Here is a 15,543-nt window from a genome sequence, read left to right on the forward strand (position 1 = left end):
AAAACCAAAAGATAGCCTAACTAGACTAAGAAACAAAAACCTTGCCGAATAGTTATTCTTCAGCTTTTTTTACATAAAAATTTCTATTAATTTCTATAACTGAACTTTTTCCTGTAGATAATTTCATTTCTTGCCAAGAATCAGACGGGTAAAGTAATACTTCTTTGGTATTTATTTTTAATGCAATTGGCATAGTAAACCCTTTAATTACATTAGTCCATTTATACTTTAACTTTCCTTGTTCTATTTTATAATCAAACACTGGAATATCAATTGTTCTCAAATATTGATCGAAAACTTTTGAAAAATCTATTCCTGATTTTTGATTGATATACTCTTCTATCTCTTTAGTCGTTACGGTTTTATGAAAAAATGTTTCATTTAAACCTCTTAAAATAGCTCTCCATTTGGTATCATCATCAATTATTGTTCGTATGGTATGTAACATGTTTGCTCCTTTAAAATACATATCACCAGAACCTTCAGAATTCACATTATACACTCCTATAATTGGTTTATCATTAGCTATTAATGCTCTAGTACCTATAACGTAATCTTCTCCTGCTTTTTTCCCATAATAATACTCTAAGAAAAGACTCTCTGAATAAGACGTAAAACTCTCATGAACCCACATATCTGCAATATCTTTGTTAGTAATGCTATTTGCAAACCATTCATGACCAGATTCATGAACAATAATGAAATCGAATTTTAATCCCCAGCCTGTTTGAGATAAATCTCTCCCTGCATATCCTTTTACATATTGATTTCCATAGGTTACAGAACTTTGATGCTCCATTCCTAAATAAGGAACTTCAACAAGTTTAAAACTGTCTTCATAAAAAGGGTATTTTCCAAACCAATGCTCCAAAGCTTCTATAGTACGTGGTGCATCTTTAAAATGGATTTGTGCTTTTTCCATATTATCTTTTAATACATAATAATCCATATCTAGCTTTCCTCCTTCTCCATCATATTTTTCTGAAAATTGTACATAATCACCAATATTTACATTTACACCATAATTATTAATAGGATTACTTACAAACCAATGATAAGTTTTACTATCATCTTTATGTTCATCAATCTTACGTAATCTTCCGTTTGCAACTCCTACTAAACCTTTTGGTACTTTTATACTTATAGCCATACTATCCACTTCGTCATACATATGATCTTTATTTGGCCACCAAACACTAGCTCCCAAACCTTGACAAGATGTAGCTACAAAATCTTTTCCATTTTTATCTTTTTTCCACGAAAAACCACCGTCCCAAGGTGCATTTTTTGCTTCTTTAGGATGTCCTTCATAAAAAACTGTAATTGCATTTGTATTTCCTTTTAGTTGTTTTTTTTGTAGGCGAATATAATGTGCATATCCTTCGGATGAAAACTCCAATTCTTTATCATCTTGAATAATCTTAGTTATTTTCAATGGAGATTGTAAATCGATTTGTAGAATATTAGACGACTTTAAAACTTCATATTGAATTGTGTTCTCCCCTTTTATAAATTTTTGTTGAGGATCTACAGCCACATCTAAATGATAGTATTTTAAATCCCACCAAATACGTTCTGGAGTAATACTACCTCTTAGTGTATCTTGTTTAGTGAATGTATTTCCATCTTTAAATAGCCCTTCTTGTGCTGTAAGATCAGTAGAGAATAAATAGATAAGTAAAAATAAAATTGTTATGATTTGTTTCATTATATACATAAAGCTTTTGCTAACGCGAATATATCGATTCTTAACATAGAATAGTAATCACAAAGCATGCCTTTCTATTCAAAGGATATAATTAAGCATAAAAAATACCTGATGATCTTTTCCTAAAAGCCCCAGCTTCTAACTTTAAATCCTAGTATTAGAAATTAAACATTGTTAAATGATCAGAGATAATTGTTTATTTAAAAATCAACACTTGTTATCAGAATACTTGAAAAGATTATAATTATTTTAAAAAGGATTCAATATTTTTGGTGTATCAAATTAACAAACAAATTCAATGAAAAATACTGCTTTAACACATGTTCACGAAGCTCTAGGAGCTAAAATGGTTCCTTTTGCAGGATATAATATGCCAGTACAATATGAAGGTGTAAATATTGAACATGAAACTGTTAGAAAAGGTGTTGGAGTTTTTGACGTAAGCCACATGGGGGAGTTTTTCCTTAAAGGTGAAAATGCTCTAGCATTAATTCAAAAGATAACTACAAATGATGCGTCTAAGTTAGTTCCTGGAAAAGCTCAATATACATGTATGCCTAATGCAGATGGAGGAATTGTTGATGATTTAATTATCTATATGATTGCTGAAAATGAGTATATGCTTGTTGTAAATGCTTCTAACATAGAAAAAGACTGGAATTGGATCTCACAACATAACGACTTACAAGTTGATATGGAAAATAGATCAGAAAACTGGTCATTATTAGCTATTCAGGGTCCAAAAGCCGCTGAAGCAATGCAATCATTAACTAAAGTTGATTTATCTACTATTAAGTTTTACACCTTTGAAATTACTGATTTTGCTGGTATTCCAGATGTAGTAGTTTCTGCTACAGGATATACTGGTTCTGGTGGATTCGAAGTATATGTTAAAAATGAAGATGTAGAAGCTTTATGGAAAAAAGTTTTTGAAGCTGGTGCTGATTGGGGAATTAAACCTATTGGATTAGCTGCTCGTGATACATTACGTCTAGAAATGGGCTACTGTTTATACGGTAATGATATTACGGATACTACTTCTCCTATTGAAGCTGGTTTGAGCTGGATTACTAAATTCTCTAAGGATTTTGTAAATGCTGAAGCTTTAAAAGCCCAAAAAGAAAATGGAGTTTCTAGAAAATTAGTTGCTTTTGAGTTAACTGAACGTGGAATTCCTCGTAAAGACTACGAAATTGTAAGTCCTTCTGGTGAAGTTATCGGACAAGTGACTTCTGGAACTATGAGTCCAAGTTTAGGAAAAGGAATTGGTTTAGGATATGTAACTATTGAAAATTCTAAAGTAGATTCTGACATTTTAATACAAATCAGAAAGAAACAAGTTCCTGCTAAAGTAGTGAAGTTACCTTTCTATAAAGGATAAGTAAAGGATATTTATAAAACACAAGACCTCACAAGTTTTAGAAACCTGTGAGGTCTATTTAGTTTATACAATTTTAAAGTAGATTTTCAGCATTAAACTGCTCAGGTTTTGCTCCTTGTATATCTTTATAGAAATTCAAAAAGTGTGTAAAATCAGCTTCTTTATCGTCGGTAGTGTAAAAGGGTTCTGCTACTTTAATCGTTTTGTTTCCGAAGTCAAAAGCAAACATAACAATAGGTACGTTTGCCCCTTTAGCAATATAATAAAATCCTGTCTTCCATTTCTTCGCTAGTTTTCTAGTTCCTTCAGGAGATATTCCTAATCTAAATTCTTCTTTTTCATTGTAAATCTGCACCACAGAATCTACAAAATTATTACTCTTTGTACGATCAACAGGTGTACCGCCCAACCATCTATAAATAAACCCGAATGGAGGTTTAAATAACGAAGCTTTACCAACAAAATCTATAGGAATTTGTATAACATTTCTTGTTAAAATAGCTATTGGGAAATCTTTCCAACTGGTATGTGGAGCACCTATTAAAACATACTTTTTTATATCGCCTCTAAAGCTTCCTTCAATCTTCCATCCTAAAATTTTATGAAAAATAAATTTAGAAATTACATGTATCATTAATTGATTTTAAAACGGTAAATTTAAGGCTTAAATTTTTTATGCAGATGAACGAACAGCTTTTATATATTTTAATAACTGGTTTTGTAGGAGTTATCATAGGTTATTTAGTAGGTTTTATTATTCAAAAAAGTAAAACTTCAATACTAGAAAAAGACAATTCTAGCCTTCAAGAGCGAAATTCAATGCTTTTAGAAAACAAAACTACTATTGAAAATAGCATAACTGAATTGAAAGAAGAATTAAAAACTGTTCAAACTGAAAAAGATACTTTAAAAGAAAGAAATCAATCTTTGTCAGAGTACAAATCTTCTGCTGAAAAAAATACTGAGGAATTGAAAAGCGAGTTGAAGTTTTTGCAAACGGAAAAAGAAAGTTTAATTAAAGTCAATACTCGTCAAGATGTAGATTTAAAGAATCTACAACATAAACTCGCAGAACAAAAAGGAGAAATTGAAGGTTTACAAGAAAAATTCACCAAAGAATTTGAAAATCTAGCAAATAAAATCTTAGAAGAAAAATCGAATAAGTTTACGGTTCAAAATAAAGAAAATATTAAGAATATTCTAAATCCTTTAGAAAAGAAGATTAAAGACTTTGAGGAAAAAGTAGATAAAACACATAAAGAAAGTATCGATTACCATTCTGCTTTACGTCAACAAATCCTAGGGTTAAAAGAATTAAATGCTCAAATGAGTAAGGAAACCTTGAATTTAACTAGAGCGTTAAAAGGTGATAGTAAAACTCAAGGAAACTGGGGTGAATTGGTTTTAGAACGTGTTTTAGAAAAATCTGGTTTAGAAAAAGATCGGGAATATTTTGTACAGCAATCGTTTACTAATGAGGAAGGAAAACGTATTCTACCTGATGTGGTGATTCATCTTCCTGATAATAAAAAGATGGTGATCGATAGTAAAGTATCGTTAACAGCATATGAAAAATATGTAAATACTGATGATGAAACAGAAAAAACAGCCTACGTAAAAGAACATTTAATGTCATTAAAGAGACATGTTGAACAACTTTCGGATAAGAAATATGAAGATATTTATAAAATAGAATCTCCTGATTTTGTTTTACTATTTGTTCCTATTGAACCTGCCTTTGCCGTAGCTTTAAATGAAGATAATACATTATACAACAAAGCATTTGAACGAAATATTGTTATTGTTACACCTACTACGCTATTGGCTACATTACGTACTATTGATACGATGTGGAATAATGAAAAACAACAACGTAATGCCTTAGAAATTGCTAGACAAGCAGGTGCGTTGTACGATAAGTTTGAAGGATTATTAAAAGATTTAATCAACATTGGTAAAAAAATAGATGCTACTAAAAGTGATTATAGCGCTGCTATGAATAAACTAGTAGATGGTAGAGGGAATCTAATCACTAGTGTTGAAAAACTAAAGAAAATGGGAGCCAAAGCTAAAAAAGCACTTCCTGATAGTATTATTGAAAGAGCTAGTGAAGAGAGCTAATCAAAAAATTGAAATGGAAATACAAAAGTTAAAAATAGGATACTTATTTGATTATAAAAATCAGACTTGGAAAGTTACTGATATTTATAAAATCAATTGGGATGATGGTTCTAAAACTACTGAATATAAAGTAAAGGATAAAAACGGGATTGTTCGCTATCTAATGGTAGAATTGGTTAGAAAACAAAGGCCTAATTATACATTCTGGGAAAAATTACATGATATTGATCACTTTTTAGCGCAAATCAATCAAACCGAAAGTGATTATGTTGCTATCAACAATGCAAAATTTCCTAAGCAATTTTATTATAAAAACGTTGAGTATAATTTTGACGAACGTTGCGATGGTACCTGCTATTATGACTCTGAATCAGAACGTGTAAATTCTTTAGATTATACAAACTCACGTGACGATCGTTTTTTTTCAATTCAATTATGGGATGATGAAATTGAGATTTGTACTGGAAAAACCATCTCTAAAAGTGAAATTAAGAATATCCAAGAACGAAAAATAGCAATAGGAGACTCTATCAGTGTTTTCTTTTCTAAATATTTTGTAGGGATTATTTTTATTTCTTTTATGCTGCTAACATTCGCATTGCAAAAATGCTCTAAAAGTACTTGGAATGGAAATAGAGATCCAAATGATTCTACAAAAGTGCATAGAAGTACGAACAATTATTATAGAGGGAGAAGTTCTAGAGGTTACGGAAAATAAAAATTATGGAAGAAAATACACTTATTTGGTTAGCTAAAACAGTAACATACGTTACCCTTTTTTATATTTCATTCATCATTTCTAAGTTATTTTTCAAATTAAAAAATAGAAAAATAAACATTGAAAAGGAATTAACACTGAAAGACAATGTGGCTTTTGCCGTAACTGCTACAGGGTATTTTATAGGAACTTTGATCATCTTTGTAGGAGTTTTACATGGTGAATCTCATGGACTTGTAAAGGATAGTATTTTAATATTTTTCTATTCTCTTTTTGGAAATATACTTTTAATATGTTCTTCAGTTATTAACGAAAAAATTGTTTTTGGTAAAAAATTCAGGTTCTACAAAGAAATTATAAGAGATGAAAACTTAGGAACTGGATTTATTGAAGCTGCTAATTTTATTGGTTCTGGATTAATTGTTTATGGTGCTATTTCTGGTAGAAATATTAACTTATTCCCAGAAAATGGAGAAATTGGTCATTACTTTTCTGACTTCTTAAGTCTGTTGTTTTTCTGGTTATTAGGTCAAATTGTATTGTATATTTTTTTAAAAATATACCGTAATTTAGTTAAATATGATTTCATCAAAGAAGTCCAAAAAGACAATAACGCTATAGGAATTGTATATGCCAGTATTTTTATTGCTATATCTTTCTTATACTCTTTTGCCTCTAGAGGAGATATTGAATCTTGGGAAATCGCTTTGGAAGACATAGCTTACCATTTAGGATTAGCTATAATTCTATTGCCACTTACAAGACTTTTTGTAGAAAAAGTGATACTTCCTAAAAGTAATCTTACTGAAGAAATTATACATCAAGAGATTCCAAATAAAGGAGCGGCCTTAATTGAAGCTTTCGCATACATAGGTAGTGCTATAATTATAAGTTATTGTATGTAAAATGGCTTCTATAAAAGTTAAACGAAGAATCTTATTTCTTGCCTTATTTGCTACAGGGTTATCCGGTATTGTTGCTGAATATTGTTTTGCTACGCTATCTACTTATTTTATTGGTGACTCTGTAAAGCAGTGGTCTATTGTAATCTCATTAATGTTATTTAGTATGGGATTAGGAAGTAGAATTACCAAATCTTTTGATGGAAACGTGTTTAAACTTTTCATCTTCACAGAGTTTTCTCTCTCGTTGCTAGTATCATTTTCTGCTGTTACAACGTATTATTTAGCTACACAGTTAGAATATGTTTCTATATACATTTATACTATGGCTATTCTAACAGGAATGTTAATTGGAATGGAACTTCCTTTAGCCATGCGATTAAATAACGATTTTCAATCTTTAAAGCTCAATGTGGCTAACATTTTAGAAAAAGATTATTACGGTAGCTTAATTGGTGGATTATTCTTTGTTTTTATTGGTCTCCCCTATCTTGGGCTCACGCATACACCTTTTATTCTAGGTTTTATCAATTTATTTGTTGCCATTCTCTTGCTTATATTTTTTAAAAATAAGTTGAATCGAAAAGAGAAAAACATATTGTTTTCTATTGCTGGAGGTTTAATTATCGTACTAATTACAGGAAATGTTTTTGCAGAAAAAATTATTTTACACGGCGAACAGAGCAAGTATAAAGACAAAATTGTTTTTCAAGAACAATCTATATATCAAAAGATTGTGGTTACCAAATGGAAGAATGATTATTGGCTCTATTTAAATGATAATTTACAATTTTCAACTTTTGATGAACCCATGTATCATGAAGTTTTGGTACATCCAGTCATGCATATTTTAGATAAGCCTAAAAATATATTAATTCTAGGTGGTGGTGACGGTTGTGCTGCTAGAGAATTATTAAAATATCCATCCATTCAAAAAATAACATTGGTCGACTTAGATAAAAAGCTTACTGATCTTTTTATTCATCAACCTGAATTGGCTGAAATCAATAAAAACTCATTAACTCATGATAAAGTAGACGTTATAAATCAAGATGGGTTTAAATATGTTTCCGAAACAACTGAGTTTTTTGATCTAATTCTTATCGATTTACCTGATCCAAGAAATGTAGAATTGTCACATTTATATTCAAAAGAATTTTATGAATTATGCCATTTGAAATTAACTCCAAATGGAGGATTAATCACTCAAGCTGGAAGTCCATATTACACTCCTTATGCCTACAGGTGTATTGAGAAAACCCTAAAAAAATCTAATTATAGTGTACTAGCTTTACACAATCAAGTACTTTCTATGGGAGAATGGGGTTGGATTTTGGGAAGTAAAAAACAACTTTCTAAACAGGAAATGCTTACCAAACTGAAATTAATAGACACAAACATCATTGAAACTAAATGGTTGAATACAGAAGCTATTCAATTAATTACTTCTTTTGGAAAAGATTTTTTTAGAAAGAAAAAATTAGATTCTATACAAGTAAATCAGATTAGTAATCCTGTGCTATATGATTACTATAATAAAGGAAATTGGGACATCTACTAACTATGGAAAATAACAACGAAAAATATATTGCTTTACAAGCAGAAATGTTTCATTATGATGTTTGGATACCTACAATAGATCCAGAAAAATTAAAACATAAAATATCTATCTTATTAACTGAGTGTGATTTCAACATTGTAAATTTTGTAGAGCATAACTTTCCTGTTAAAGGATACACAGCTGTCTGGTTATTAGCAGAAAGTCATTTAGCTATCCATACTTTTCCTGACCAAGAAAAGACTTTTTTACAAATAAGTAGCTGCAATAAAATAAAGTTAGAATTACTAAAACAAAAGATAAAAAGTGTAATTCAACCTTCTTAAAATTGCCAATTTCAAAATCTAAACCGTTATAGTAATACAATAATTATAGTTTTCATTAGTTAAAATTGAAATTTCAGTAAAACCAACTCCACTAAATCGATTTATTTATCAACACGAAAACGTTTTAGTACTATTTCTACTTTTTATTATTAACAGTTTCGTAATAAATTCGTTCAATAATTAATTAATTACTTTTTTCAAACCCTTTAAATAGAAAATTTAATAATTGAGTTTTCTAACCTTTAAGTTTATAGCTATAAAGAGTTAAACCTTTTAAATCCTTTAACAAAACAAACCAATGAAAAAAACCTTAACAATAATGAAACTGTTCTTGATGCTTCTATTATTTCAAGGATTACACGCTCAAGATGAGGATGTAATGTTTCAGGCATTCGATTGGAATGTACAAAATCAACCTGCTGGTCAAACATGGTATAATATAGTTACACAAAGTAGGAATGAATTAAATAGTGCTGGTGTAGATTTAATTTGGTTACCGCCAGTAAGTGACTCTGCAGCACCTCAAGGTTATTTACCTAGAGAGTTGTATAATTTTAATAGTGCCTATGGATCTGAAGCCCAATTAAGAAACCTAATCAATCAATACCACGGTTTAGGCATAAAAATTATTGGGGATATAGTTATCAATCACAGAGTAGGTACTAATGATGCAGTTACGTTTACTAATCCTGCTTGGCCTACTACTTTTATTACGGCAGATGATGAGGGAAGAAACTTTGTAAATTTCCCAGTAGAATTTAGTATAAACTCTGATTATTTTCCAGGTACAGCTTTAAAGGCTGATGGATCTAATGGAACTTATGGACCTGCTAGGGATTTAGATCATAGAAATCCTGCTGTTAGACAGGAAATTAAAAACTGGATGAACTTTTTAAAAAATGATCTAGGATTTGATGGTTGGAGATATGATTTTGTGCATGGATATGATCCTATTTACAACAAGGAATATAATGATGCTACTCAGCCTTATTTTGCTGTAGGTGAGTTATTAGAAAGTAGTAGAGTTCAAACTAATAACTGGGTAAACTTTACACAACAATCATCATCAGCTTTTGATTTTAATACTAAAGTTACATTACAAAACGCTATTCGTGACAATAATATGTCTTACTTAAGAGATGGACAAGGAAGACCTTCTGGTATGATTGGAATTAATCCAGGAAAATCGGTTACCTTTTTAGATAATCATGATACTGGCTTTGCGCAACAATGCTGTGGATCTAATTATGTTTTCCCAGGTGGTGAAACAAATTTAAGAAAAGGATATGCTTATATTTTAACGCATCCAGGTAATCCAATGATCTTTTGGACACACTACTTCGATGCAGGTAATGGCGTTAGACAAGCGATTAAAGACCTTATTGCAATTAGAAAAGATGTAAGAATTTTTGCTAGCTCTTCTATTAATATTGCTGAAGCTAGAAATGATGTTTATGCTGCTTACATTGATGGTAGAAATGGAACTATTGCCATGAAACTTGGTGGTGGTAATTGGTCTCCTCAAGGTTCTGGATGGACCTTAAGAACTTCTGGCACAGACTATGCTGTTTGGACTCAAGGTGGGAATACGAATCCTCCTCCTCCTCCAACTCCTGCTGAACCATTTACGGTAAATTTTAAAAAGCCTAATAGCTGGAGTAATAATGTAAATGTATACTTATTTGATGCATCTACAAATTCAATTATTCCTGGGACCTCAGGTTGGCCAGGGCAATCTATGACTAATATATCTGGAACTCCTTGGTATTCTTATCAAGTTAATCCTCCTTCTACTATATCTGCTCAAAACATCAGAGTCATTTTTAATGATGGAAATAATCAAACTGATGATTTATCAAGAAGTACAGATGGTTGGTACGATAATGGAACTTGGTCAGATAATTGTCCTTCAGATTGTAACGGTAGTACAAACCCACCAAATTCAAGTACTCAATTCACTGTAAACTTTAAAAAGCCTAATGGATGGGGAAATGCTGTAAATGTATACTTTTTTGATAATGCAGCTAATGCAACTATAGCAGGCACTTCAGGATGGCCAGGACAATCCATGACTAATATTTCTGGAACTCCTTGGTATTCTTATCAAGTTACTATTCCTTCTGGAACTTCTTTAAATAACGTTAGATTAATTTTTAATGATGGTAACAATCAAACAGATGATTTAGCAAGAAGTTCTGATGGTTGGTATGATAATGGAACTTGGACTAGCTCTTGTCCTTCAGATTGTAGTGGTAGTAGTACTACACCTCCTAGCAATAGTGGAGTTACATTTAACTTTTTAAGAACTTCGTCTTGGGGAAATACAGTAAACGTATACTTATATAATACAGCTACAAATTCAACTTTAGCAGGAACTGCTGGTTGGCCAGGACAACAGATGAATAATCAAGGTGCTAGTTCATGGTCATTTTTAACATTTGCTATTCCTAATGGTGTTTCTACCAACAATATTGGAGTAGTATTTAATAATGGAAATGGACAACAAACAGTAGACTTATCTAGAGGTACTTCAGGCTGGTTTAGAATAACTGGTAGTTCTAATGGAAAAGCTACAGGTACTTGGACTAATAACTGTACAACACAATGTACTTCTTCTAGAAATATTGCTATTCAATCAGATTCTTCTGAAAAATTTATTGAAAATAGTGATAATGTTACCATAGCTCCTAATCCAATAATTGATAATGGAGTTTTACACATAAATACTTCTCAAAGAGGAACTTTAGAAGTGTCTCTAATCAATTTATTAGGACAATCGAGCCTTATTTTTAAAGGTAAAAAAGATCCAGGAAGTCATAAAATTCCTGTTGATAGCAATAATTTCAGTAGAAATGGCGTTTACTTCATCAGTACGAAATTGAATGGTGTAAATATATCAAGTCCAATAAAAGTACTAAAAAGATAGCATGATAGTTTTTTTATGCTAGTAATCCCCTAAAGAAAAATCGGTTGTTTATAATTAATTAACAACCGATTTTTATATATAATTAATCTGTATTTTCTTTACGATAATGAAAGAGTTTACTACTACATCACAAATAATCTTCTGTAATGCATTAAATCATGAACTTTAGTTCCAATTTCTTTCAACTTCTCGTCGTTATCTGCATTCTGAATTGCTTCATCTATTAAATCCACAATAACAGTCATATCTTCTTCAACCAATCCTCTAGTAGTAACTGCTGGTGTTCCTACTCTAATTCCAGAAGTAACAAATGGTGATTCAGTATCAAAAGGTACCATGTTTTTATTTACTGTAATTTCTGCTTTACCTAAAGCTAATTCTGCATCTTTTCCAGTAATCCCTTTATTTCTAAGATCAATTAACATCATATGATTGTCTGTTCCTCCAGAAATAATATGATATCCTTTAGCTACAAATGCCTCAGCCATTGCTTTTGCATTTTCTCTAACTTGAACTTGGTAATCTAAAAACTCATCTGTTAATGCTTCTCCGAAAGCAACTGCTTTAGCAGCAATTACATGCTCTAAAGGCCCTCCTTGGTTTCCTGGAAAAACAGCTCCATTTAATAAAGAAGACATTTTCTTCAGTTTTCCACTTTTTAACGTTAATCCAAATGGGTTTTCAAAATCTTTCCCCATCATAATCATTCCTCCTCTAGGACCTCTTAGTGTTTTATGCGTAGTTGTAGTTACAATATGGCAATGAGGTAACGGATCATTTAAAATTCCTTTAGCTATTAATCCTGCAGGGTGAGAAATATCTGCCATTAATATAGCTCCAACGCTATTTGCTATCTCTCTGAACTTTTTAAAGTCCATATCTCTAGAATATGCAGATGCTCCAGCTATAATTAACTTTGGTTTGTGCTCTTCTGCTTGCGCTTTAATCTGATCATAATCTAACATACCTGTTTCTTTATCTACTCCATAAAAAACAGGGTTGTATAATTTACCTGAAAAGTTTACTGGTGAACCATGTGTTAGGTGACCTCCATGCGATAAATCAAAACCTAAAATAGTATCTCCTGGCTGTAAACATGCTGCAAAAACTGCTGTATTTGCTTGACTTCCTGAGTGAGGCTGAACGTTCACATATTCAGCTCCAAAAAGCTCTTTAGCTCTATCTATAGCAATTTGCTCTACCACATCAACTACTTCACATCCTCCGTAATAACGTTTTCCTGGATATCCTTCAGCGTATTTGTTGGTTAAAACTGAGCCTTGCGCTCTCATTACATATTCACTTGTAAAATTTTCAGAAGCTATCAGCTCTAAACCATTTAGCTGACGCTCTTTCTCCTCTTGAATTAAATCAAATATTTGATGATCAAACTGCATTTTATATGTCTTTATTTTTAGTGTTTGTCCTAAATGAACTTGGTAACATACTAGGTATTAACTTGAAGAACAAAAATAACCATAAAGTTCCAGCTGGTAACATAAAAATTAAAAAAGCGGGAATTAGTTTTAACAAACTTTTAGTTTGACTTTTTACTTTTTGTTGTTCTTCGCTATTAAGCTTTTTGTAAAATGATTTTTTTACTAAAGAAAATAGCTCTTTAGTTCTATTAAACTCAAGTATAAAACATGATTTATAAAATAGAAATCGCTGTTTTATAACATGAAATTTAATCATTATAATTTCCTACGTTTTTTCTCTATTTTTAATAAATTCAATTCTCTAGAAGTTTGTCCTTCAACAGAAGTATTTTCTTCAGCTCTACGAATTAAATATGGCATTACATCTCTAACTGGTCCAAAAGGAACATACTTTACTACGTTATATCCTTCTTTGGCTAGATTAAAACTAATATGATCACTCATTCCATATAGTTGGCCAAACCACATACGCTTGTCCTCTTTAACAACTATTAGTTTATTTATCTATTGTTATTCTTCCACTTATGATGGCTTTACCCGCTTCTCCAACATATTCTAAATCTTTAAATTCAACAACCCATCTATTCTTATTTATTTTAAGATTGAAAGTCTGTTCGCTTTCGTTAAAAAAATAAGGATTTCCTACATCAAAACTTGAAAAAGATTTATTACCACCAACACCACCAAAAATAAACGTAGGGTATATACCACTTTTTATATTTTCTACTTTATCTTCTGATATTGTAAAGTCTATACCAAGGCGATTGGGATTATAACCTCCAAAATTTGCTATTAATGAATTGTTAGGGTCTTCTATTATTAGCTGAATACTATGTTCTAAATTAAAAGTCGAATTCACAACTCTCTTTGTGATTTTTAATTCAGAATCTCCATTATTTATTATTTCTCTTGTATCTCCATTAATTGTTAAATAAGTTTCAGGTAAATTATTCTCTTCATCATCATTTGAACAACTAGATACAATAATCGTGATTAATAAAATTGATAATAATTTAAATATTTTCATTGTATGTTTTTAATAACAGTTCGTTTTTTATTCTTTTTCTGTTTATTTTGAATGAATTCTGGCTAACGTCTAATTATTTTATAAAAGTTCTTCAATAATTATCATAAGTTTCATTTTCTTCTATATTAATGTATATATAATATTAATATTTTTTGAAAATTATGAAGTATGGCACATGACAACATTATAGTTTTCTACGTTTTTTCTCTATTTTTATTAAATTCAATTCTCTAGAAGTTTGTCCTTCTACAGAAGTATTTTCTTCAGCTCTACGAATTAAATATGGCATTACATCTCTAACTGGTCCAAAAGGAACATACTTTGCTACGTTATATCCTTCTTTGGCTAGATTAAAACTAATATGATCACTCATTCCATATAGTTGGCCAAACCACATACGCTTGTCCTCTTTAACGATATTATATTTCTCTGCCAATTGCATTAAAAGATAAGAACTCTTTTCGTTATGGGTTCCTGCAAACAAAGCCATATTTTTATGCTCCATCATATAAAGAATAGCCTCATCATAATTTTCATCTGTCTTTTCTTTATTCTTACAAATTGGTGAAGGATAACCCATTTCTTCTGCTCTTTCTCTTTCTTTCTCCATGTAAGCACCTCTAACTACTTTCATTCCAATGTGAAAGCCTTTCTGATGGGCTCTTTGATGCAGTAATTTCAAATACTCCATACGATCATGTCTATACATTTGTAGTGTATTAAAAACAATCGCTTTTTCTTTATTATACGTTTCCATCAACTCTTCTACTAAATCATCAGCTGCATCTTGCATCCAGCTTTCTTCTGCATCTATTAATAAAGGAACATCTTTATCAAAAGCAATCTTACAAACTTTATGGAAACGTTTTTTTACTCGCTTCCACTCTTCTTGCTCTTCAGAAGTTAGTTCTTTTTGTTCTCCTATTTTCTGATACAAGCCAAATCTTCCAAAACCTGTAGGTTTAAAAACTGCAAATGGAATAGATTTTTTTTCTTCAGAGAAATTGATAATATTTATAATAGTTTCTACTGCACTATCAAAACTTTCTTCTTCTTCTTTACCTTCAACCGAATAATCTAACACACTATGAACGTGAGCTTGGTTGTACATCTTTTCTATATTCGGAATACAATCTTCTTCTGTAATTCCTCCACAAAAATGATCGAAAACTGTTGATCGAATTAAACCTTCAACTGGTAAATGTGCCTTTAATGCAAAATTGGTAACTGCTGTTCCAATTTTTACCATAGGCTGACTTTGTATTAAGCGAAATAAAAAGTAAGCTCTTTCTAACTCAGAATCAGACTTTAACTTAAAAGCGACTTCTGTATTTTCAAAAAGTTTCATACGTAGTATTAACCCGTTTATATTGTTAGCGCAAATATAGAAGAGAACATTTAAATATTTTAATATTTTCTCTTTATTTTGCACGATAT

13 protein-coding genes and 1 pseudogene are annotated in these 15,543 nt (G+C 30.8%); 7 read left to right on the plus strand and 7 right to left on the minus strand.

The annotated features are described in order from the left end of the window. Positions 1-52: 52 nt before the first annotated feature. A complete protein-coding gene (locus BVC87_RS12145) occupies positions 53-1,708 on the minus strand; it encodes a M1 family metallopeptidase (RefSeq protein WP_075342657.1) in 1,656 nt (551 codons plus the stop codon). A 298-nt stretch (positions 1,709-2,006) separates the two neighbouring features. Between BVC87_RS12145 and gcvT the strand changes: the two genes are divergently transcribed. Next, positions 2,007-3,089 carry a glycine cleavage system aminomethyltransferase GcvT gene (gcvT, locus tag BVC87_RS12150; protein WP_075342658.1) on the plus strand — a complete coding sequence of 361 codons (1,083 nt, stop codon included), beginning with the start codon at positions 2,007-2,009 and terminating at the stop codon, positions 3,087-3,089. Between the two features lie 73 nt (positions 3,090-3,162). Here the strand turns inward: gcvT and BVC87_RS12155 are convergent, their stop codons facing one another. Further along, complete coding sequence (locus BVC87_RS12155) at positions 3,163-3,723, minus strand: 1-acyl-sn-glycerol-3-phosphate acyltransferase (RefSeq protein ID WP_075342659.1); 561 nt, start codon at positions 3,721-3,723, stop codon at positions 3,163-3,165. 47 nt (positions 3,724-3,770) lie between these two features. On the opposite strand from BVC87_RS12155, the gene rmuC reads away from it, so the two are divergent. From rmuC to BVC87_RS12185, 6 genes are all read left to right on the plus strand, one after another. Further along, the gene (gene rmuC, locus BVC87_RS12160) at positions 3,771-5,210 is read left to right on the plus strand and encodes a DNA recombination protein RmuC (RefSeq protein WP_083629433.1); all 1,440 of its coding nucleotides are present in this window, start codon (positions 3,771-3,773) and stop codon (positions 5,208-5,210) included. Positions 5,211-5,223: 13 nt separating this feature from the next. After that, positions 5,224-5,928, plus strand: coding sequence for a DUF4178 domain-containing protein (locus BVC87_RS12165; protein ID WP_143569773.1), 705 nt, complete (start codon positions 5,224-5,226; stop codon positions 5,926-5,928). 5 nt (positions 5,929-5,933) lie between these two features. Next, on the plus strand, positions 5,934-6,833 hold the full coding sequence (locus tag BVC87_RS12170) for a DUF350 domain-containing protein (RefSeq protein ID WP_075342661.1): 900 nt from the start codon (positions 5,934-5,936) through the stop codon (positions 6,831-6,833). A 1-nt stretch (position 6,834) separates the two neighbouring features. Further along, positions 6,835-8,391, plus strand: coding sequence for a polyamine aminopropyltransferase (locus tag BVC87_RS12175; RefSeq protein WP_075342662.1), 1,557 nt, complete (start codon positions 6,835-6,837; stop codon positions 8,389-8,391). 2 nt (positions 8,392-8,393) lie between these two features. Beyond that, the gene (locus BVC87_RS12180; RefSeq protein WP_099098852.1) at positions 8,394-8,714 is read left to right on the plus strand and encodes an S-adenosylmethionine decarboxylase; all 321 of its coding nucleotides are present in this window, start codon (positions 8,394-8,396) and stop codon (positions 8,712-8,714) included. Between the two features lie 298 nt (positions 8,715-9,012). Next, the gene (locus tag BVC87_RS12185) at positions 9,013-11,640 is read left to right on the plus strand and encodes a starch-binding protein (RefSeq protein ID WP_075342664.1); all 2,628 of its coding nucleotides are present in this window, start codon (positions 9,013-9,015) and stop codon (positions 11,638-11,640) included. 122 nt (positions 11,641-11,762) lie between these two features. On the opposite strand, the gene glyA is transcribed toward BVC87_RS12185, so the two are convergent. The 5 genes and pseudogenes from glyA to BVC87_RS12210 form a co-directional block, all read right to left on the minus strand. Beyond that, positions 11,763-13,037 (minus strand): serine hydroxymethyltransferase, encoded by a 1,275-nt coding sequence (glyA, locus tag BVC87_RS12190; protein WP_075342665.1) that lies wholly within the window; start codon positions 13,035-13,037, stop codon positions 11,763-11,765. 1 nt (position 13,038) lies between these two features. Continuing rightward, positions 13,039-13,335, minus strand: coding sequence for an LETM1 domain-containing protein (locus BVC87_RS23955; protein ID WP_075342666.1), 297 nt, complete (start codon positions 13,333-13,335; stop codon positions 13,039-13,041). After that, a pseudogene (locus tag BVC87_RS12200) lies at positions 13,335-13,556 on the minus strand (proline dehydrogenase family protein); the annotation flags it as partial. The gene BVC87_RS23955 and the pseudogene BVC87_RS12200, both read right to left, overlap by 1 nt. A gap of 19 nt (positions 13,557-13,575) precedes the next feature. Next, complete coding sequence (locus tag BVC87_RS12205; RefSeq protein WP_075342667.1) at positions 13,576-14,106, minus strand: hypothetical protein; 531 nt, start codon at positions 14,104-14,106, stop codon at positions 13,576-13,578. 184 nt (positions 14,107-14,290) lie between these two features. Beyond that, the gene (locus tag BVC87_RS12210) at positions 14,291-15,454 is read right to left on the minus strand and encodes a proline dehydrogenase family protein (protein ID WP_075342668.1); all 1,164 of its coding nucleotides are present in this window, start codon (positions 15,452-15,454) and stop codon (positions 14,291-14,293) included. Between the last annotated feature and the right edge of the window lie 89 nt (positions 15,455-15,543).

Source organism: Tenacibaculum agarivorans (genome assembly GCF_001936575.1).
GTDB classification, from domain to species: Bacteria; Bacteroidota; Bacteroidia; order Flavobacteriales; family Flavobacteriaceae; genus Polaribacter; species Polaribacter agarivorans.